Source organism: Chryseobacterium sp. 2VB, assembly GCF_005503635.1.
GTDB classification, from domain to species: domain Bacteria; phylum Bacteroidota; class Bacteroidia; order Flavobacteriales; family Weeksellaceae; genus Chryseobacterium; species Chryseobacterium cupriresistens.
The window spans coordinates 102,161-122,588 of sequence record NZ_SCNC01000013.1 but is presented as its reverse complement, the minus strand read 5'-3'; the positions used below and the strand labels follow the sequence as shown (position 1 = coordinate 122,588).

General features: G+C 36.2%; 17 protein-coding genes. 4 read left to right on the top strand and 13 right to left on the bottom strand.

The annotated features are described in order from the left end of the window. Positions 1-751 (top strand): hypothetical protein (locus FFS26_RS22530; protein ID WP_171006313.1); only part of this gene is annotated, 751 nt, incomplete at its 5' end. A gap of 58 nt (positions 752-809) precedes the next feature. On the opposite strand, the gene porV is transcribed toward FFS26_RS22530, so the two are convergent. Continuing rightward, positions 810-1,973: a type IX secretion system outer membrane channel protein PorV gene (gene porV / locus FFS26_RS13740; RefSeq protein ID WP_062674515.1), complete on the bottom strand. Its 1,164-nt coding sequence runs from the start codon at positions 1,971-1,973 to the stop codon at positions 810-812. A gap of 60 nt (positions 1,974-2,033) precedes the next feature. Next, positions 2,034-5,936, bottom strand: coding sequence for a type IX secretion system sortase PorU (gene porU, locus FFS26_RS13735; RefSeq protein ID WP_137905285.1), 3,903 nt, complete (start codon positions 5,934-5,936; stop codon positions 2,034-2,036). Between the two features lie 164 nt (positions 5,937-6,100). Between porU and gldJ the strand changes: the two genes are divergently transcribed. Together gldJ and FFS26_RS13725 are read left to right on the top strand one after the other, a co-directional pair. After that, positions 6,101-7,702, top strand: a complete 1,602-nt coding sequence (gene gldJ, locus FFS26_RS13730; RefSeq protein ID WP_110011788.1) for a gliding motility lipoprotein GldJ — start codon at positions 6,101-6,103, stop codon at positions 7,700-7,702. Between the two features lie 153 nt (positions 7,703-7,855). Next, positions 7,856-9,127 carry a UDP-N-acetylmuramoyl-tripeptide--D-alanyl-D-alanine ligase gene (locus tag FFS26_RS13725; protein WP_137905284.1) on the top strand — a complete coding sequence of 424 codons (1,272 nt, stop codon included), beginning with the start codon at positions 7,856-7,858 and terminating at the stop codon, positions 9,125-9,127. A 159-nt stretch (positions 9,128-9,286) separates the two neighbouring features. Here the strand turns inward: FFS26_RS13725 and FFS26_RS13720 are convergent, their stop codons facing one another. Further along, a complete protein-coding gene (locus FFS26_RS13720; RefSeq protein ID WP_137905283.1) occupies positions 9,287-9,898 on the bottom strand; it encodes an NUDIX hydrolase in 612 nt (203 codons plus the stop codon). Between the two features lie 36 nt (positions 9,899-9,934). On the opposite strand from FFS26_RS13720, the gene FFS26_RS13715 reads away from it, so the two are divergent. Continuing rightward, complete coding sequence (locus tag FFS26_RS13715) at positions 9,935-10,324, top strand: hypothetical protein (protein ID WP_034699917.1); 390 nt, start codon at positions 9,935-9,937, stop codon at positions 10,322-10,324. 888 nt (positions 10,325-11,212) lie between these two features. Here FFS26_RS13715 and FFS26_RS13710 read toward each other — a convergent pair. The 10 genes from FFS26_RS13710 to FFS26_RS13665 all read right to left on the bottom strand — a co-directional run bounded on the left by FFS26_RS13710 (position 11,213) and on the right by FFS26_RS13665 (position 20,425). Next, on the bottom strand, positions 11,213-11,452 hold the full coding sequence (locus FFS26_RS13710) for a hypothetical protein (RefSeq protein WP_137905282.1): 240 nt from the start codon (positions 11,450-11,452) through the stop codon (positions 11,213-11,215). 1 nt (position 11,453) lies between these two features. Continuing rightward, on the bottom strand, positions 11,454-12,614 hold the full coding sequence (locus tag FFS26_RS13705) for an RHS repeat-associated core domain-containing protein (protein WP_137905281.1): 1,161 nt from the start codon (positions 12,612-12,614) through the stop codon (positions 11,454-11,456). A gap of 33 nt (positions 12,615-12,647) precedes the next feature. After that, positions 12,648-12,950, bottom strand: coding sequence for an NTF2 fold immunity protein (locus FFS26_RS13700; RefSeq protein ID WP_137905280.1), 303 nt, complete (start codon positions 12,948-12,950; stop codon positions 12,648-12,650). Between the two features lie 295 nt (positions 12,951-13,245). Further along, positions 13,246-13,695, bottom strand: a complete 450-nt coding sequence (locus tag FFS26_RS13695) for a DUF2947 family protein (protein ID WP_137905279.1) — start codon at positions 13,693-13,695, stop codon at positions 13,246-13,248. After that, a complete protein-coding gene (locus tag FFS26_RS22795; RefSeq protein ID WP_228449436.1) occupies positions 13,696-14,451 on the bottom strand; it encodes a hypothetical protein in 756 nt (251 codons plus the stop codon). It lies immediately after the preceding gene. Positions 14,452-14,854: 403 nt separating this feature from the next. Further along, positions 14,855-15,271, bottom strand: coding sequence for a hypothetical protein (locus tag FFS26_RS13685; RefSeq protein ID WP_137905278.1), 417 nt, complete (start codon positions 15,269-15,271; stop codon positions 14,855-14,857). A 5-nt stretch (positions 15,272-15,276) separates the two neighbouring features. Next, entirely contained in the window at positions 15,277-16,239 is a 963-nt protein-coding gene (locus FFS26_RS13680; protein WP_137905277.1) for a hypothetical protein, read from the bottom strand. A 33-nt stretch (positions 16,240-16,272) separates the two neighbouring features. Further along, positions 16,273-16,575 carry an NTF2 fold immunity protein gene (locus tag FFS26_RS13675; protein WP_137905276.1) on the bottom strand — a complete coding sequence of 101 codons (303 nt, stop codon included), beginning with the start codon at positions 16,573-16,575 and terminating at the stop codon, positions 16,273-16,275. 84 nt (positions 16,576-16,659) lie between these two features. Continuing rightward, entirely contained in the window at positions 16,660-17,085 is a 426-nt protein-coding gene (locus tag FFS26_RS13670) for a hypothetical protein (RefSeq protein ID WP_110011794.1), read from the bottom strand. Further along, a complete protein-coding gene (locus FFS26_RS13665) occupies positions 17,045-20,425 on the bottom strand; it encodes a DUF6443 domain-containing protein (RefSeq protein ID WP_137905275.1) in 3,381 nt (1,126 codons plus the stop codon). Before FFS26_RS13665 ends, FFS26_RS13670 begins: the two co-directional genes overlap by 41 nt. Positions 20,426-20,428: the final 3 nt, after the last annotated feature.

Genomic DNA, 20,428 nt, shown 5'->3' with positions numbered 1-20,428 from the left:
TTTGCTTCGCAAAGTGAATGGTGAATGCTTGCAGCATAAAAAAATTGACAAGCGAAGCGGATTGACGATTGACTATTCACCAATCAATAGTGAATCTTTGCTTCGCAAAGTGAATGGTGAATGCTTGCAGCATAAAAAAATTGACAAGCGAAGCGGATTGACGATTGACTATTCACCAATCAATAGTGAATCTTTGCTTCGCAAAGTGAATGGTGAATGCTTGCAGCATAAAAAAATTGACAAGCGAAGCGGATTGACGATTGACTATTCACCAATCAATAGTGAATTTTTGCTTCGCAAAGTGAATGGTGAATGCTTGCAGCATAAAAAAATTGACAAGCGAAACGGATTGACGATTGACTATTCACCAATCAATAGTGAATCTTTGCTTCGCAAAGTGAATGGTGAATGCTTGCAGCATAAAACAATTGACAAGCGAAGCGGATTGACGATTGACTATTCACGAATCAATAGTGAACTTTTGCTTCGCAAAGTGAATGGTGAATGCTTGCAGCATAAAACAATTGACAAGCGAAACGGATTGACGATTGACTATTCACGAATCAATAGTGAACTTTTGCTTCGCAAAGTGAATGGTGAATGCTTGCAGCATAAAACAATTGACAAGCGAAACGGATTGACGCTTGACTATTCACCAATCAATAGTGAATCTTTGCTTCGCAAAGTGAATGGTGAATGCTTGCAGTATAAAAAAATTGACAAGCGAAGCGAATTCACCATTGACAATTGACATAAAAAAAGCCTCCATACAATAATGTATGAGGCTTTTTTTATCGCTTTTTCTTTTATTAACGATCGTTGTTGGATGTTTCTTCTCCGATGTTCCAGGTAAGACCGAAACGAAGCGTGTTATCCAAAGCACTGTTGATTTTAGACATGTTGATCAGGTAAGAAAGGTCAAGTCCGAAAGAACGGTATCTTAGTCCAACCCCTGCAGTTGCAAACTGTCTTGCTCCCTGCTCTTCACTTTCATGGAAGTAACCTCCTCTTACAGAAAATGCATTGTCATAGGAGTATTCCAAAGCACCACTGTACATGATACTGTTTTTATTTTTGAAAGATTTTCCGATACCAGCCATTGGCCCTACATTAGGAATCTGATAAATAGGCTGTCTTGTATTCGGGTCAATTCCTGCATACTCAGATCCCGGAACCAATAGTTTTGAACCTTCCACAGAAATTCCCACTCTGTTCATATCATCCAGGTACATGTCATATCCAACCCCTAATCTTGCCATGGTAGGAAGATAAGATCTTGATTCTTCATTCCCTGTATAATCCAGTTTCGGACCTAAGTTCTGAATAGCCAAACCTGCATTGATCTTACCATCATATCCGCCAATACTGGAGAATCTTGGAGAGGTATAGTATCCTGAAACGTCTACTGCAAAACTGTTCGCAGCCTTAAGTGTTGTATCTGTGTTGAATCCTCCGGCTAAGTCTGAACGGATAAATCTACCGGTAACAGCTCCGGAGAATGAATCAGAAAGTTTCAAAGCGTAGGCAACGTCAATGGAGAATTCGTTTGGTTTTGATGTACCCATAGAAGCGATTTCCGTACCCACCAGTTGAGTCAGGTCTACCTGTCCCATATTGAAATAATAGATACTCGCGGAAATTGTAGATCTTTCTTCCTGCCCCAAAAACTTATGGAACGAGGCATATAATAAGAATACATCATTGGTAAGTTTTCCCATGTAAGGCGTATAGTTAAGACCTACGGAAGAACTTGTCCTGCTGAAAGGGTATTTAGCCGCATTCCAGAATTGTGAAAATGCATCCGGAGAGGTTACCACCCCCTGATCTCCCATACCTCCCGATCTTGCATCAGGTGCAATTCTTAAGAAAGGAGCTCCGGTAAGAACTGGGTTTACTTTACCTAAATCTTGCGAATAGCCTAAAAAACCAGCACTCAAACCAAATCCTAATAGCAGTTTAGTAGTTAAATTCATATGTTGTCTTTTATATATTATCAGTTTTTTATTAATATTATTGTCTATTGTTCTGTTTTATTATTTCAAAAGTACCATTTTTTCTACAGCTGTAGCACTTCCTTTGCATTTTTCTTGATTTTGACTTTTTGCAAATATCTTAAAAATATACGTACCTTTTGCTACAGTAGCTCCAAAATCATCTCTTCCGTCCCATTCTATCGCCTGACGAGGGGTTCTGAAGCCCTGTAGGAACGGTTCTGCAACCACCGGCTGCGACAAAGTTCTTACCAATCTTCCTGTTATTGTATAAATTTGTACGTTCACATCCAGAATATCATCACAATTGTGTTCAAACTGAATATAGGTTTTGTTGGTAAATGGATTGGGCCAGTTCAGCGGACGGTTTATTGTCAGATGCTGGTCGGATTCATCTTTAACTTCAAAATTTAACGTAGCAGTTGTAGAATTATTGTTTATATCCCAAACTTTAAATGTTAATTGATGCTGTCCTATTGCAAGATTTCTGAAAGGGTAGGTTACATTTCCTTTCTGGTATTCAGCAAGACTAGGATTTAAACATCCGTTTCCTTCTCCCGGAGCATAAAAATCATTTAAAACAACAGTATTGATAATCTGCCCGTCAAGATATACTGTAATATCATGCCCTACACCGGATCCTGTTGAATTAATTCCTGTATCATCGGTAAGACAGGCAAGAAGCATTGGATTCTGATTGGTAATTCCACCATCTGCAAAGTTGGTGTTGTTCATATACAGTTTTACTTTTGGAGGCTGATTATCATTGATTCCGTTTGGATTAATATCGCCTACCTGTACAGCCTGATTGTTGAAAACATCCGTTGACTTATTATCTGCATAGGCTAGTATTCTTCCCTGGCCTACAGCATAGTTAATGTCTTTAGGTACATAGAATTCAGCAGTGAAAACCCCATTTACAGCAGTTCCTGCAGATTTTACAATAGCACTTCCTTCCTCAGTATACTCTAACACCGGAGATAAAACGCCACTGTTATTTAATGTTTTTTTATTTAATCTCTTATCAAAAATATTGATGCTGACCTTTCCGTTGAAGGTATTGTTCAGTGTTCCGTTTGGATTATTGATGTGTCCTTTGATTTTTACAAAATCCAGCCCTCTGATCAGTCCCGGAACAGGTGTTTCAATATTATCAATAACCAGGAGTCTTTGTGGTCTGCTTAATTTCATGGCAGGATCACCCAGTAAGTTTACTTTTAAGTGGTTACTGTTTGGTCCTTTTTGTTTTTTAGCAATTAAGTGGGCATTCCCCAGCGTATTAAAGTCGTCATTGGTTAACTTAAAAATATTCTGAGTAAAGGTATTGGTAAAATCACGTCCATAATCAACCCCGATAGCACGGCTGGAAGTAATCATGGTAGAAACACCTCCCTGTTTCATCTTAATAAACTGTTCTCCTACAGAGTTGGTTGAAGGTTCGTCCCATAATGTGAATTCACAAGTGATGGTAGATACAAACGGGAATCTGCTGTATACATTAGAGAAATTGTTGGCATTCTGAACTTCTGTGCTGGTAAGTACTCTTTCCTGTGCCCAGCCATTGATTCCTCCGTGTCCGAAATAAAACAGATATAAGCTGTTTCCGATAGCATTGGAAATGGCCTGGTTTACCTGCGGATATCTTCGTCCTCCGGAAGTACTCTGGGCGGTAAAGGCATCCATGTATAATTTTTTAACATTATACTCTTTAAGTTCCTGCTGGCCAGGCTGTTCAAATATGCCGGCAAGGGAGTTGTTCATGACATTGTGGAAAGGGCTTCCCCCTTCGTTGTTATCATCCACTACAAAGTCAAGTCGCATACGCCAGTCTCCAAACGGGCTCGACTGTCCCTGAAGGGAATTATAGTAAGCCAGTGTTTTATTGATCATATCTCCGGCTTCACTGGCATTGGCTGCCGGAATTCTGCCAACCGGAAGATCCGGAAGGTTGTTTTCAATTAATAATGTATTCTGCGGCTTGGTCATTACGATATAATCATCCGTCACAAAAGAGGATACATAATCGGAAGACTGCTCACTCTGATAGCTGGCAACAACATTTGAATTATTCGGAACTCTGTTTTTATAATCGTATGAAGCATCCCCAAGGATAAACACATATTGAAGTCTTCCCAGTGGAGTATTGAGTTTACTTACGAAATCTCTTATCGCGGTAAGATCTTTGCTTCCGCTGCCATATTCCTCGTAGATTTTATTGATGTCAACAATTTCTACCTTATAGTTATTCTTGGTTTGATGGTAGTTGGCAATTCTCTGAGCCTGGCCCATCATTTCAGGAACGGTAAGGATCAGATAATCTACGTTTTGTATTGCGGAAAGATTCTGATTCGAGATTCTTCCCACAAACTGTGGACTAAAAGCCGCATCAGCGCGGAAAGCTACAAACTCATTGTTGAAATTCTGATCAGCAGCCGTGTACGCAAAGCTGAAGGAACCGGCTCCTGCCTTATTCACTCTTCTATTAGCGTTTGTAATATCCGTTACATCCCATACCTGTTCTATAGTAGCAGCATTACTGATACTGAAACCATAGTCTGTATTGCTTCCACTTACAATTGAGTAATCCCTGAAGTTCATTTGTGAACCATTGAATGCAAGGTTTTCCTTATACTGAACCTCTACATAATCAAAATAGAAAGTTCCATTCGGATTCTTGGAGATATCAGGATTATAAACCAGTGTAAACTGATTTCCGGTAAGATTGGTTAGTGTTCCGGTATAAGTTACCGGATAGAAAGTATACTGATACGAAGAGGTGTCTGTAGGAATTACCTGCAGCGGGTGCGGATTTAAATTGTTGATTTTAAAATCTATCGAATTCTGCTGGGAATTGTACGCTACCACCTGGGTTCTGTATCGTATTACATCATTCGCCTGTATCGGGGAATTGGTAGTAAATGTTACAGTTTTTTCATTGGTGAAAGGAGTATCTTCTACCCATGTTCTTCCTACTTTTAACAGGTTTTTCTGATCCTTGTTGATCACCTGGTAACTGTCATACCTTGTAATCAGCTGGGCTGGAAGGTTTCCGTCTACAGTCGCAACCCTTTTTCCCGCACCTTTATCAAAGTTGATATAATAATAGGAGAAATCCTCATAGATGTTTTTGACATTATTGCTTCTTTCACTGAACCGGGTATCGTGTCTTTTAAAACCGTTCCCGTTGGAAGTATCATAAAGGTTGTATCCGTCGGGACCCTGTGCATAGAAAAGAGCGTAGTCATTGTCATTCCATACCCCGTCATCTTCACCTACCACCTGAATGGCATTTTCCTGTAAAGCACCGTATCTCGGATCCTGGTTGTATTCGGGAAGCATGATTCCCCCGTTTCCATAAATTCTGAAATTTTTAGGATTTACAGAACCCGGATTGATTCCGTTGTCTTTTAAAAACTGCGAAGTGATTTTGAATACTCCGGACTTGTCTACCTTTATTTTATAAAAATTTCCACTTGATAAAGGATTGCCGGTGGTTCCTATTTTATTAACAGTTCCTGTTGTATTGATAAAAGAAGAAGCTTCCGAAACATTAAACGAAGATAATCTCTGAACACGGCCTTTTACATTTTTAAATAAAGCAATACTAATGCTGGCATAGCTTTCACCCTCTAAAGTATAATAGGAAACATCTGCTACATCATAATCAGGAAGTCTGCCTTTATCCAGCTCAAACAAATCCTGATTTGAAACGCTTTCCCAGACAAGGTCTGAGATTTTTAATTGCTTTTCTCCGATTTTTTGCTTGCTTACGATAAAAACATTATTTTGGCTGTAAGAAAAACCTTCATTTTTAAAATTGGGAAGATTTAATTTTGTGTCACCAAAATCCTGGATTTTAGAACCATTCCATTCTATGGTGTTTCTTTGAGCGTAAAGTGTTGATGCAAAAGCGATTAAAGATAAAATCGTAATTTTTCGTTTCATGTTTACTATTGAAATTGCTAAATTACAAAATAAATGAAAATTTTAGAATTAAATTGTGATACAATAAAATTAATTTGTTAACGTTTTTCAAAAAAATCAAATGTTTACTTGATTTATTGAATAATTTATTTTTTCTTTGTACTTTGAAAATATTTATATCGACTATGAAAAAACTAAAGTTGTTTTCATTAATAGCATTAAGTTCTACACTTGCATTAACCAGCTGTGGCGGATCAGGAACCAGCAAAGGTGGCGGTACCAAAAAATTTGTCAGCAAAACAGGTTGGAAACCAAACGAAAAACAGGGTTGGTTTTTTGCAGGAAAGCAACAGAAGCAGAAGGGTTGGCCTGGGATGGTATATGTAGAAGGTGGAACTTTTACAATGGGATTAGTGAAAGATGATGTTATGCACGATTGGAATAACACACCTCGCAGAATGCAGGTAAGTTCATTCTTTATCGGAGAAACTGAAATTACTAACTACGAATACCGCGAATACCTTACATGGTTGAAGTATGTATTCCCACCAAGTGACCCGAGTTTTAAGGAGATCTATAACGGTGCTTTGCCGGATACCTTATTATGGGACAACAAATTAGCAAGAAACGATTATAACGAAACGTATCTGCGTTCTCCGGAATTTGATTACTATCCGGTAGTAGGAGTTTCCTGGACTCAGGCAAACAGATACTGTGAATGGCTGTCTGACAGAGCCAATGAAAAAGCTTTGATGCAGGCTGGTATTATTGCCAAAGATTTGTATATCAACGAATCCAACAACCAGGGAGGAACTGCTTTCAATATGGATAAATTCAAATCGAATGATCCTGAAATGCAGGGATATATCAATGAAAAAAGAATGCAGCAGAAAACTGGTATGAAAACAACAAACCAGAGATTGCTTGCCGCTAACAGAGCTCCAAATTCTGCAATGGTACAGAAGTTCAGACTTCCTACTGAAGTAGAATGGGAATATGCAGCTCTGGGTATGGCTAAAAACAGAGAATATAACCAATATCTGGGTAAAAAACCTCAAATTGAAAGATTAAGAGGTTCCAAAGGAAGAGACAGAGGAATGTTCCTTGAAAACTTCAAAATGGGTAGAGGTGATTATTCTGGTATCGCAGGTTGGAAAAACGACGGATCAGCTCAGACTTCTGACGTAAGACAATATCCATCTAACGATTTAGGAATCTACGGTATGTATGGAAACGTTTCTGAATGGACGGCTGACGTTTACAGACCTATCATCGATGAAGATTACAACGATTTCAACTACTACAGAGGAAACATGCCTCAGGCGATCGTAAGAAACGGTGACGGAACTTATAAAATGATCGACGAAGGTACCATCAAGTATGATACGTTAGCAGATGGAAGATTAGTTTACAGAGGACTTCCTGGACAATTCGAAAGACAAACTATTGCTGACTACAGAAACTACAGAGATGGTGACAGACAGTCTTCTTTAGAATATTACAGAGCTTCTGATTCTGCTGCCGGATTCGATATGTACAACGCTCCTAAAACAAGCTTCGTTGTAGATGGAAGCGGTAGAGTGAAACTACAAAAAGATACCAAAGACAGAACTTCTGCAATCTCTAACGAGGTTAGAGTAGTAAAAGGAGGTTCATGGCAGGATACAGCATACTGGCTGGATCCGGGACAAAGAAGATATAAAAATCAAAACAGAGCTTATGGTTGGGTAGGTTTCCGTGTTGCACAGGATGCTAAAGCCAGCGATAAGAGTAGAACTAGAAGATAATATTTATCAAAAAATACTTACAAAAAACCTTCCGGACTTTCGGAAGGTTTTTTTATTTTTGAACCATGAAACCGCTTGGGCTGAAAAGCCTGAAATACTCGTGTAGATTTGGCGGTTGCATGTCACTTCTTAAAAAAATATATATATTTCCACATGAATATAGAACAGTTTTATCCTTTATTTCTGCAGGCGGCAAAAGTAACCATTGACAGCAGAAAAATAGCAGAGAATGATATTTTCTTTGCCTTTTCCGGTGAGAATTTCAATGCAGCTACGCTGGCAGAAAAAGCCATTGATGACGGAGCTCTGGCAGTGATTGTTGAACTTCCGGAATTTGAAAACAGAGATAAAAACATTTTCTATGTTCCGTCTACGCTGGAATTTTTACAGCAATTGGCAATCTATCACAGAAGCCAGCTTCATATTCCTTTTATCGGGCTTACGGGAAGTAATGGAAAGACGACTACAAAAGAGCTTATCCATGCTGTTCTTTCGGAAAAATTTAACGTTCAGTATACATCAGGAAATCTGAACAACCATATCGGAGTTCCGTTGACAATCCTTTCCATTAAGCCAGAACATGAAATGGCTGTGATTGAAATGGGAGCGAATCATCAAAAGGAGATTGAATTCCTGTGTACCATTTCACAACCTGATTTGGGGTATATTACCAACTTTGGGAAAGCTCATCTGGAAGGCTTCGGAGGTTTTGAGGGAGTAATCAAAGGAAAGTCTGAGCTGTATGATTATCTTAAAAATAACAACAGAACGATTGTTGTGAATGAAAACGATCCGATCCAGGCTGAAAAGACTGAAAACTATTCACCTAAAATTACTTTTGGGAAAGAAACATCGGATTACAATTTTGAATCTTTTTCCGCTGAACATTTTGTAGGATTGACTTATCAGGGAGTAAAAGCCGTTTCAAAACTGACAGGAGAGTATAACTTTACCAATCTCTGTGCTGCTGCCAGTCTTGGCCTTCATTTCGGAATCAGCTTTGAAAAAATAAAGCATGCTCTGGAGCTGTATACACCCACCAATATGAGATCTCAGGTGGTGAAAAAAGAGGGCAGGACTTTGGTGCTTGATACTTACAATGCCAATCCAAGCTCTATGACGGCTTCTTTAAATAACTTTATCAGTTTTGAAGGCAGCAAAACCATTATCATCGGAGATATGCTGGAATTGGGTGATGAAAGTGAGAAAGAGCATCAGAACATCTTAAAACTGGCTCAGGATCTTCATTTCGATGAGATCATTACTGTCGGAAAACATTTTAAAGCGGTTAATGATTCAGAGTTTGCTTTTGAAAATACGGCCGAATTAGCAGAATACCTGAAGCAGAATACCATTCAGTCTGACAATATATTGTTGAAAGGTTCCAGAGGAATTGCTCTGGAGAAAGTGATCGACTTTATTTAAAGTAAGGAAGCTGGGCGCTGGGAGAGGAGAGTTCATGAAGGAAATTGAAGACCGTTCTCTTATTTCTTCAGCTTTATAAAGTTTCATTGATCAATAAACACTTAAAGAAGTAATTGGCCGGATAGTAACTTCCGGCTTCATTCTTCCAGCTTCCGGCTTTTAAGATTTCTTCGAATCCCAGAATTCTTTTACGATCAGTTTGATATTTTTAAAAGTACTTGGGAATACTTCATTTTCAATTTCTGAGGTCGTTTTCCAGGCTACTTCGGTAATACCTTCTTCTATCTGCGGTTTGGAAGTATCTTCGCCGTCAAAGTTCATTTCAAACCAATGGGTGCATTTTAAGATTTTCTCCCCGTTTCTTTCTACATAGATATGATAAGTCGTGTTGATGAATTGTACAAGCTCAACATCACTCAACCCTGTTTCTTCCTCTATTTCACGTACGGCAGACTCTTCTCTGGATTCTCCTTTTTCCATTTTACCCTTTGGAAGATCCCATTTGCCTAATCTTCTGATGAAAAGAATCTTACCTTCAGGATTATTAACAAGACCTCCTGCAGCCTCTATAATTCTGAAAAGCTTTTGAAACTCCTGCCATATTTCATCCAAATTCTCTCCATACACATTAAGTTCCTGCACAGAAGTATTCTCCAGAAGATCCAGGGCGATCTCTAAAGTGGTATAATTTTCGTACCCAAGCTTTTTTTCAAGTTCTTCAGGATGCTTAGATAGTAATAATTTTTTTTCGTTGACAAAAACTTTATACATTTGTAATAGTTAAGAATTTAAATACAAAAATAAAAAATGAATTTAGAAGGACGAAAGATTATTGTCAATAAATCATCTAAAGAACTTACAGAGTTGCTGAAATCACCTGAAAATTATAAAGATTTTATGCCGGACGGTCTTCAGAAATTTGAAACAAGAGATAACGGATTTAAATTTGGATTACAGGGAATGCCTGAAATCGCTTTAAAAATAGATGAAGTGGATGATCAGAAAGCTGTTTTAAGATCTGCAAGTTCAAGTCTGGACTTCTCATTAACAGCTACATTGAACCCGATCAGTGAAAACCAGACTGAAGTTCAGATGTTATTTGAAGGGAAATTCAATCCATTCATCAAAATGATGGTAGAAAAGCCTCTACAGAACTTTATCAATACGCTTACGGATAAAATCGAAGCTTATAAATAATAGAAACCTTCATTTCTGAAGGTTTTTTTATTTTACATGAAAGTTGGCGAAAATAAAACAGGTAACCAATAAATACCTGTTTTTAAATTATTAACCTATCTCTGTCAATAATAACGGCTTCGACAGGCTCAGCCTGACAACGTTTAAAAATTTCGGATGTTTTGCGACCTGTCACCCTGAGCCTGTCGAAGGGTTCCCAATAAGAAAACCGTTGTTAATCATCAATCCGAGTATTAATTAAAAGCATAAGTCAATTATTATAATTTTCTTTGTCAAAGTCCAATAATAGTGGAAACCAATATTATTGAAACATGACCAAATTTTATAACCAAATACAATATCGTTCTCTCTACCTAATAAACTTCTTCATTAAAACTATAATTACAAAAATAAATGCAACGCCTGTAAAAAATTTTATATACCCTGCTGTCTGATCTTGTATTTCTTTATAATTTCTTCTATCCCCAATAAGTTTACGGAATAAAAAATAGACACCATTACCAATTACATTGATAAGTATTTGTTGAAATATGAATTCAAAAATTCCCATTTTTAGTTTTTGTGTTTGTCCTCTGATAAGGGTTTTATTAAACTTGTTGTACCTAACTTAAACATTCCAAAGTTATTAACCAGATTTATTCCTTTGTTTAAATATCTATTTATTGCTCCTCTTGTAGCTGGAGCTACTATTGCAATAGCAGTTCATCTTGTAATACGCCAGTCTGATGTTTCCTACCTGATCGGAATAACTGTAAAATTTAAAAAACAGACAACCTATTGATTACCTGTTTTTTAATTATATTATTTACAGTTTTCTTTGCCAAATTCCAATAATAGTGGAAACCAACATTTTTGAAACATGACCAAATCTGAAGTATAATCTTTTTTTTATAAAATTTCTAACTTATACATGATATAAGCTATACTAAAAAAGAAAATACCACTTACTATGATACCTACAAAAAAATTATAAAATCCTTGAGAAAAAGCACCTCCTATATCTTCTTGATTATTCTCAAAATCTTTCTTCTTTAAATCCTTATTAAAAAACTTAAAGAAATAATATCTAGTATTTACACCGAAAAAATTGATAATTATTCCTTTAATTAAAATTTCAAATATTTCCATATTAATTTGATTTTTTTTCTTCTTCTGGTTTAAACAAACCGCCAACAACTTTTACTGCTGTAGCCGCATTTGTTCCGCTTTTCATTTGTCCGTTTAATAATCCTGTTCCTTTATTTAAATATCTATTTAATAATCCTCTTGTAGCTGGGGCAGCCCTTGAGACAATAGTTCCTTTGAAGGTACTGGAAAATTGTGCTGCATTTAATTTCCCAAAATTCAAGCTTTGAGTCACAGCTTCAGTTACAGGTTTTGCTCCTCTAGCAAAAGAAAAAGCTGTAGCAAGGGTATTTGCAAATCCATTTGCCTGATTATAATTTGGAGTTCCATCCAAATTTCCATAGTTTCCACCCAAAGGATTTTCCCATTCAGGTCGTTCCAATAGCCCTCCATCAAAAACTTGAGCAGTAACATATGCATCATTGACCATATTATAGCCAAGCTTTGCAAAAAAATTATCCGACCCCGCTAAAGTTTCTGTAAAATCCTTATTCCATTGTCCAATATATGTAAATTCTGGAGCATTGACAGTTGTACCAGCATCTGTAACAAAGGTATTATAAACATTTGTCCCACTTAAAAGATTAGTGACTGAACCGTTTGAATTCAATGTGAAGACGTAACCACCATATCCTGAACCTTGAAAACCGTTGCTAGAAATTCTAGCAGAAGAATAAACTCCTTCAACATTTTTATAACCAGCAGCTAAAGCCTGGGATGTTATTTTTATATTTGCATTATAGCTCCAAGTTGATTTTCCATTAACGGTTTGCCTGATCCAATCAACCGGTGCATTACCATCAGGATCAACATATCGAAGTGGGTTATTTAACACATAATTATAAGATGAAACTCCAGTAAATTTTTCACTTAATGGATCCGGTACTCCCCATCGTCCGATATCCGACATATACATTCTGGTTCCAAAATCACTCCATCCCGTCTCCTGCTGTTTCTCTTTTCCGTGGGTAGAATACTTGTAATTGGGAGTAATAGAATTAGCAGTACTTAATTCTCCGCCAAACTCCAACCCAAACGGATAATAGTTTGTTGTCCTGTCTATTTTCAGGTTTCCGGAAGCATCTTTATAATACGCCAGTCTGATGTTTCCTACCTGATCGGTATAATTGTAAATATTATTTTCTTCTGAGAATAAAACAAGCAACCATTTAGATTGCTTGTTGTTAAGCTTGCGACTTTACTCTCCGTGTGTATATTTAATCACTTTCTTAGTTTTTACATTTACTTCTGCATAAGCAACACCTCCTATTACCGGCGGTTTAGGAAAGTTTCCATGCACAATCCAAATGCTGTCATTTTTCTTTTCTGCAACAAATGGTTTTTGTTTATTTACTGCGGATTTTCCATAAACCTCTTTCCATTTTTCCTCAGCTACAGAAATTGCAATCTCTTTATCAGTAATGTTATTTTCTTTTTTGTTAGATATTCTTTGCTCACAACAGCAAAGGGAAGCTAGCAATATAAAAGTATAATATTTCATTTTTTTAATTATTTATTGGTGACGTGGTAGTTGTTTTCGGTCTATTAATGGTATCTGTTCTCGATTTTGCCGCATAGCTTCTATTGACTTTAAGCCGTCATCTAAAACAGGTTTGGGAAGATAATCAGAAGTAGGAACCAAATTAGGAAAAGGTTTAGCCTTATAACAATGATCTGTATAGTTGCTGAAATGCAAAAGAGGCAATCTAGAAGGTTGCCTCTTTAGAATTAATTTATTGCAATTGTTTCATTATTAATGGAAACCAACATATTTGAAACATGACCCTATTTGCATGCTAAATTTTATATAACGAATGAAAAATATTACCTAGAGGTGCAAAATACATGCATTCTCCATTTTCATTTAATAAAATAGGACAATCATCATATAACTCTAAAAAATTAAATATATTATTTAGAAAAATACCATAATTTGTTTTAATAATAGTTTCTTTATTTATACAAAAGAGTACTATATTATCACTTTTCCATTTGATATTTAAATTTAGAAATGATTGCAAACCTAAAATATCATCTTTATCATAATAATTTCTCCAATCTCCAATATTCTTAGAATTAAGAATGATAATATTATCATTGCTCAATTTAAAAAAATTATTTGATTTAGAATCTATTTTTAACTCCCACAATTTGGATGCTGTTTCTTTTTCTAATAGATAAATATCCTCAATAGCTTCATCAAAATATTCGCTATAAAATGTTTTTGTAATTATTGTTTCACTCATTTAATTAGGTTTTTTATAAAATATATGACCAGAAGATTTACCATCTTTCCACTTTAAATGTTGCTTATCATTTCCCACTCCTAACTCTCTCGTGTTTTGATCATTATGAACTTCATATCCTTTTTTATATTGTTTGGTTGTATAATTCTTATATCTATTCATATTTCCTTTTGCATCTTTTAACAAACTTTTTGCATCAGAAGCATTATTTGTTAAAAGATCAGATTTTTTACTATTCTTAATTGATTGAACTGCATCCTTCCATTCTTGAGTTCCTTTTTTAACAACAGTCATATTCACTGTCTTTTTAATTTCTTCAACACCTTTCAAGGCTGGAATTTTCCCTCCTTGTGCCGTTAAAGCTCCTTCAACACCTCCAACTGCTGCCATTCCTATTGTAGCCAGATCAAAAGAACCGTTTACAACTTTTTCTTTGAAGGATTCTTTTGGAACTCCCGTTAGTAAAGTTAAACCACCGTCATCATCAACTACATACTTATTTCTTACAGCATCATTGGTTAGAACGTTAACAGTTCTTGCCACTGAATTAGCTACAGCAGCTCTTACGCTATTAATCCCTCCACCAATAAATTCCGCAAACTCTACAGGATCACCAGGAAGGCTAACCTCATTTACCTTTTTAGCCTCCAAGCCTTCGAGCTCTCTTGCATCAACTACTCTGTTTTCCGAGAAATTATAATGTGACTGATAGTCGTATTGTTCACTTAATGGGTCTACATTAAAAAACCTCGCCATCCCGGCATCATAGTTTCTCCATCGGTAAGAACTCCATTTGGTATCAATCTGGTTTTCCTGTCCCTGTGTAGAGTATCTATAGCTTGGAGATATTGTATTGTTAATATTCAGATCTCCGCCAAATTCAAGCCCGAAAGGATAGTAATGGTTGGTTCTGTCTATTTTCAGGCTTCCGGAAGCATCTTTATAATACGCCAGTCTGATGTTTCCTACCTGATCGGTATAATTGTAAATGTTGGTTTTTCAAAAAAGAATAAAGCAGACAGCCAATGAGACTGTCTGTTTTAATCACTATTTTTAAATAGTATTGCTATTTTTACTTATAAGAAAACAATGTGAAACATGGTCACTTTTCATGTAATGATAAAGGGATAAACTTCATGAAATATAACTTAGTCAATTATCAATAATATGTTCTTGGTGTATTAGACAAAGTTAAATTGAGACTATCACTCTTTTTTTTAATATAAAGATACTTATGATTCTCAATATCTTTTTTTTCCAAAATAATTTTTTGAAGTCCTATGTTAATTTGTAATTTTTCACAAGTTGATTTCTGCGAATAGTAATCTGCTAAATTTATAGTATTATCAGTTGTTATATTTTTACTAAAGATCTCTTTAGAATCACATTTCATAGAAACCTTTTCGTTATCAAAATAATCTTCAAAAAAAATATTAAGAAAATTTCCTTTTATGTCCAGTTTTTTTTGCAATTCTGTCAAGTTGGGATTTATATTTTCTTGATTTACTGTGTAATTATATCTTTGTTGACATTGGCAAAAAAAGGATATAATTAAAAACAAAATAATTTTTTTCATAGGTATTATGGATTAAAAGGTGATACAAATTGATTATTTTCTACTTCCACTTTAGTCGTTACAGGAACATACTTTTTAATTTCGCTTAGTTGTTCCTTTGTTATAGTTTCACCACTTGTTTCAGAATTCATCAGATTATCAAATTTCATACTTTGCTTTACTGTTGAAGGATTTGATGGATCTGTCTCATGTTTTAACCCAACGGTATGACCTAACTCATGACTAGTAACTTCTCCTGAGCTACTTCCTAAGATAGATTTAATTTGAATCCTGTTTGATTGAGAATTACCCATAGTATTCACTTTTCCTACAACAAAAGGACTACTTCCACCTTCTATTTTGTCAACAAAATCTATATAATAATCGCCTTTTTCAACTTTGTCAACAAAACTAATATTATTTACTTTTGTATTTGTATAAATACCTTCATTATCTGTCCCTGAATATACTTTTTCAACTGTTCTAACGATTTCTGCTGTTCTTATTTTCACATCTTCTGCAGTCATAATTTTACTGCTATTAAGAACTTTAAAGTCTATATTATATTGTATTTGCTGACTTCCGTCTAAATTTTTATAGTGTACTCCAGCCCATTCGAGCCCTTCTAATTCCTTACCATCAACAACCCTGTTTTCAGAGAAATTATAATGCGACTGATAAGCATATTTTTCACTTAATGGGTCAACATTGAAGAACCTTCCCATTGCAACATCATAGTTCCTCCATCGGTAAGAGCTCCATTTGGTATCAATCTGGTTTTCCTGTCCCTGAGAAGAGTATCTATAGGCTGGAGATACTGTACCATTAATATTTAAATCCCCTCCAAATTCAAGCCCGAAAGGATAGTAATGGTTGGTCCTGTCAATTTTCAGGATACCGGAAGCATCTTTATAATACGCCAGTCTGATGTTTCCTACCTGATCGGTATAATTGTAAATATTATTTTCTTCTGAGAATAAAACAAGCAACCATTTAGATTGCTTGTTGTTAAGCTTGCGACTTTACTCTCCGTGTGTATATTTAATCACTTTCTTAGTTTTTACATTTACTTCTGCATAAGCAACACCTCCTATTACCGGCGGTTTAGGAAAGTTTCCATGCACAGTCCAAATACTATCACTTTTTCTTTCTGCAACAAATGGTTTTTGTTTATTTATTGCTGAGTTACCATAAACTTGCTTCCATTTCTTTTCAGCTATGGAAATTGCGATTTCTTTATCTGTTAGAATCTTTTCTCCTTTATTAGATACCTTCTGCTCACAACTAAAAAGTAAAACTAATAATATAAAAACGTAATACTTCATTTTAAATAATTTATTAGTGATCTGTTTTCAATTTGTAAATCTTAATACTTCCAGAATTCCTAATTAATTTCTAATAGAACCGATTTAAAGCCAACCAATAATATCTTCTTTACCTTTGCCTATTGAAAGTAAATATTGTACTTTATTGTTCTCAATTTTAATAAAAAATGGTTCTTTTAGATGTTTGTTTTCTAGAATATAAACACCTTCAGTTATGCCATCTAAATTAGGCTTTTTACTTTTATAAGAGTTGTAATCTGTAATAGTAAATTCACAATTATATTTTTTAAATTCCTTTAATACTTGAATATAGCCCTCCTTATAGTCTTTTGGTTTATCTTTATAGTAAGAGTCATAAAATTTTTCTGCACTCTCACTACTTAATTCAGTAAAAAAAGTAGCAAAAACCGGGTTACTATACTGTTGTTTTGGTTTTGAACAGCAAAAGCAGAAAAAAACAACTGCTAAACTACAAACCAATACCTTTAACTCTATCGTTATCACTCTCATTATTTTTATTTTTTGGTGTTTTTGAATTACCTTCAAGGGTCTTTCCCTTGCGAATATTATTATTTTGTTCTCTTATATCTTCACCTAAATCACCCGGATTATGTCCTTTGAATCCACCATATGAACTCGTAGTTTTTGGTAATTTGATACCTCCTGCTGCTGCAGTGTTTATAACAAAGTCAGCGCAATTATTGGTATTTAGATCATATTTTGTATTTTGATCTGATTCTACAAAATCTAAAATATCATTAAAGTTTTTTTCGTTAATAGACCTTGTTTGTACTACTTCTTGTTCATGACCAAAATTATCTTTTATTTTTCCTGATGCCTCTGATGCTATAGGATTGACACTAGGTGGATAAGGATAAAAGCCAAAAGTTTTAGAATCTGTTGTACCATCCGTATTTTTCCTATTTAATGTTATAAATGCATGTCCTGAATCTCTATTTGGACTAATTTGATATACAGTTCTATCTCCTCCTTTCCCTGGTTGGTCTACATGAATAACTAATTGATAGCTTTTCCCTTTTTTTCCATTATCAAAAGTTTCTCTAATTTTATTAGCATCTATTGCTTCTAAGCCCTCTAATTCTCTATGGGATATAACTTTATTTTCCGAGAAATTATAGTGTGACTGATAAGCATATTTCTCACTTAATGGGTCAACATTGAAGAACCTTCCCATTGCAGCATCATAGTTCCTCCATCGGTAAGAACTCCATTTGGTATCAATCTGGTTTTCCTGTCCCTGTGTAGAGTATCTATAGCTTGGAGTTATGGTACCATTAATATTTAAATCCCCTCCAAATTCAAGCCCGAAAGGATAGTAATGGTTGGTCCTGTCAATTTTCAGGATACCGGAAGCATCTTTATAATACGTCAGTCTGATGTTCCCTACCTGATCGGTATAATTGTAAATATACTTATTCTGAACGAAATCATAGTAGCCTTCTGAGGTAGGAACGAAACTTAATACATCATCGGTATATTGAAATCCATCCAGATAGTCTGTTTTGCTGATTGTTTCCAGCTGGCTTCTACCTGTTCCATACGTGTAGATTTTTCTCAGTTTGGCTCCGGCAGCATTATACAGATATTTTGTATTAACGTTAAAAATGCTTCCAAAGTCATGAGTATTATATAATCTGCTAAATTTTATGTAGTTGGGAAGATTGAGATAATTATAGTCTATCTGCAATATTCCTCTATCTTCATGAGTGATCATATTTCCATTACCATCGTACGGAATTGCGGTTGATACAGAAGCTGGATAGCCTGCATAATTACTTGTAGCATCACTTACTGTGGTAAGCCTGTTTCCATTGTAGGTATAAGTGAGGTCATCAATCTGCTCTGCTCCGAAATTCTGCAATAACCTGTTTCTTTTCAGACTTTGGATATTCCCGTTGACATCATAGGTAAGGGCTTCATTATAATAATTATTCATCGGAACCGCGGCATTAGGCTCAGAATAAATGCCATTTTTTAATCTGTCTAATCCATCGTACTGGTAGTTATACCTTCTGAAGGTACCATTATCCGCACTTGACCAGTCTATCTCCGCAATATTCCCATTGTACTTCCCTGTAGAAACGGTGGAATATACAGGATTATGGTATTTCATCTCATAGGCAAAAAGCTTCCCGTTCAGGTTGGCAGGATCATTCACTTTCGTAATCCATCCTCTGATATTGTAGGTCTGGTCTATAGACTGTAACGGCGTACCCGTTGTATTTCCTGTCTTTTTATTAGTAAGCTGTCCCAGGTCATTGTAGGTGTTTTCTACCAAAAGTTCTTCTGTCTGGCTGTTCACCTTATGATAGTGCTTCAGCAGTCTTTTCTGTTCATCGTATACAAATCTCTCTTTGATAAAAACTTCAGTATCTGCACTTCCTTTTTTGTGGTAGGTATAGCTTTCATCTACCGCACCTGAAAAATCAAGCTTGAATTCCTTTTTGGTATATCCGCCCAGGTGGTTCCAGCTTTTTTCACTTACTTTTTCCCCTTTGGTATTGTAATAGAAATAGCTTTTCGTCCAGTTATCGTCCTCAATATTTTTTACATAGGAAGCTGTGGGCAGACCTTTTGTAGATACTCCTCCGTTAATGGCTCTGTCCTCATTGATAACATATTGCTCAAGGATTTTTGCCGGCGGAAATTCTCTGGTATCCCTTGGATAAGCATCATAGTAATTAACCGTAAGCACCGTAGTAAAACCGGACAGGAAATTGTTGGTATAATATACCATAATGCCATTTTTACTAAATCCTGTATCAGAAGGCGTTTCACTTACCACCTGTGTGGCAAGCTGGGATTGCATTGAGGCTCTGTCCCCACCCGAAACAAGTCCCGTATAAGCAATACGGCCTAAAGCATCATACTTGGTGAGCAGCCATTGTCCTTTATTTTTCAGGTTTACATCCTGGGTGAGCACGGGGCGGTCGGCAGCATCATACACCACAGATTCCCAATCGTCTCTTCCGGGCAGTCTTTTTTCCACCTGCCGGTCTAAACCGTCGTATCGGTACTGGTAACAAAGGCTATTGACAATATCCGTTGTAACCACATTGTTATTCTGTTCAATTTTCTTTACCGCCAGTGCAGGAATCACAAAGGCCTTTTGTCCATATTCATTGTAGACATAATACGTATCAATGTTTTGTGTTCCATCTGTCCGGCGTACCAGCACCGTTTCACCACGTCCGTTCTGAAACTGAATAACCGGAGTTCCATCTTCATCAGTAACGGTATTTTTGTATAAGGTTCCTGCGGTATAAAACTCACTGCCTGGCACTACAGATACAGAAGAAGTTGTTTTTTTGTCTGTTCCAACCGTTGTAGTTACTGTATTGGTGACAAATTTCTTTACCTCACTCCCCAGGTTTGTTTCATATTTAAATTTCTGGGTGTGTCCGCCGCTCATCTTCCATGGATCACCCGGCTGGGCCACTTGCAGCACCCTGTCCAATGGAGAATTTTCTATCTGCTTTTCCGTGTAGGCATTGGCTGTGTTGTAATAAGTATTAGCCGTACTCTCATTCACAATCCCGCTATGGATGGCCGAATTGAGCGAACTGGCCGGAACGGGAAGGATATCTTTAGCCTGTCTTCCAAATCCATCATAGGTAATTGGGGTTACCAGGTCCTTTCCGGTAGTAGTTGCTTTTACGCTAATGATCTGTTTGGGCCGTCCTAATCCGTCAAAATAGGTGATGGTTTCCGCTTTCTTGCTGCAATCACCACTCAGGCAGGTTTTGGACTGTATATAGTTTTCGGTTGTGCTTTGTGCATAGGTCAGCATCGCTGTAAACAGCAGACCTAAGAATTGTATTTTTTTCATTGT

Coding starts and splice junctions, on each gene's coding strand:
- porV (WP_062674515.1), bottom strand. CDS start 1,973: ATGAATTTAACTACTAAACTGCTATTAGGATTTGGTTTGAGTGCTGGT.
- porU (WP_137905285.1), bottom strand. CDS start 5,936: ATGAAACGAAAAATTACGATTTTATCTTTAATCGCTTTTGCATCAACA.
- gldJ (WP_110011788.1), top strand. CDS start 6,101: ATGAAAAAACTAAAGTTGTTTTCATTAATAGCATTAAGTTCTACACTT.
- FFS26_RS13725 (WP_137905284.1), top strand. CDS start 7,856: ATGAATATAGAACAGTTTTATCCTTTATTTCTGCAGGCGGCAAAAGTA.
- FFS26_RS13720 (WP_137905283.1), bottom strand. CDS start 9,898: ATGTATAAAGTTTTTGTCAACGAAAAAAAATTATTACTATCTAAGCAT.
- FFS26_RS13715 (WP_034699917.1), top strand. CDS start 9,935: ATGAATTTAGAAGGACGAAAGATTATTGTCAATAAATCATCTAAAGAA.
- FFS26_RS13710 (WP_137905282.1), bottom strand. CDS start 11,452: ATGGAAATATTTGAAATTTTAATTAAAGGAATAATTATCAATTTTTTC.
- FFS26_RS13700 (WP_137905280.1), bottom strand. CDS start 12,950: ATGAAATATTATACTTTTATATTGCTAGCTTCCCTTTGCTGTTGTGAG.
- FFS26_RS13695 (WP_137905279.1), bottom strand. CDS start 13,695: ATGAGTGAAACAATAATTACAAAAACATTTTATAGCGAATATTTTGAT.
- FFS26_RS22795 (WP_228449436.1), bottom strand. CDS start 14,451: ATGGCGAGGTTTTTTAATGTAGACCCATTAAGTGAACAATACGACTAT.
- FFS26_RS13685 (WP_137905278.1), bottom strand. CDS start 15,271: ATGAAAAAAATTATTTTGTTTTTAATTATATCCTTTTTTTGCCAATGT.
- FFS26_RS13675 (WP_137905276.1), bottom strand. CDS start 16,575: ATGAAGTATTACGTTTTTATATTATTAGTTTTACTTTTTAGTTGTGAG.
- FFS26_RS13670 (WP_110011794.1), bottom strand. CDS start 17,085: ATGAGAGTGATAACGATAGAGTTAAAGGTATTGGTTTGTAGTTTAGCA.
- FFS26_RS13665 (WP_137905275.1), bottom strand. CDS start 20,425: ATGAAAAAAATACAATTCTTAGGTCTGCTGTTTACAGCGATGCTGACC.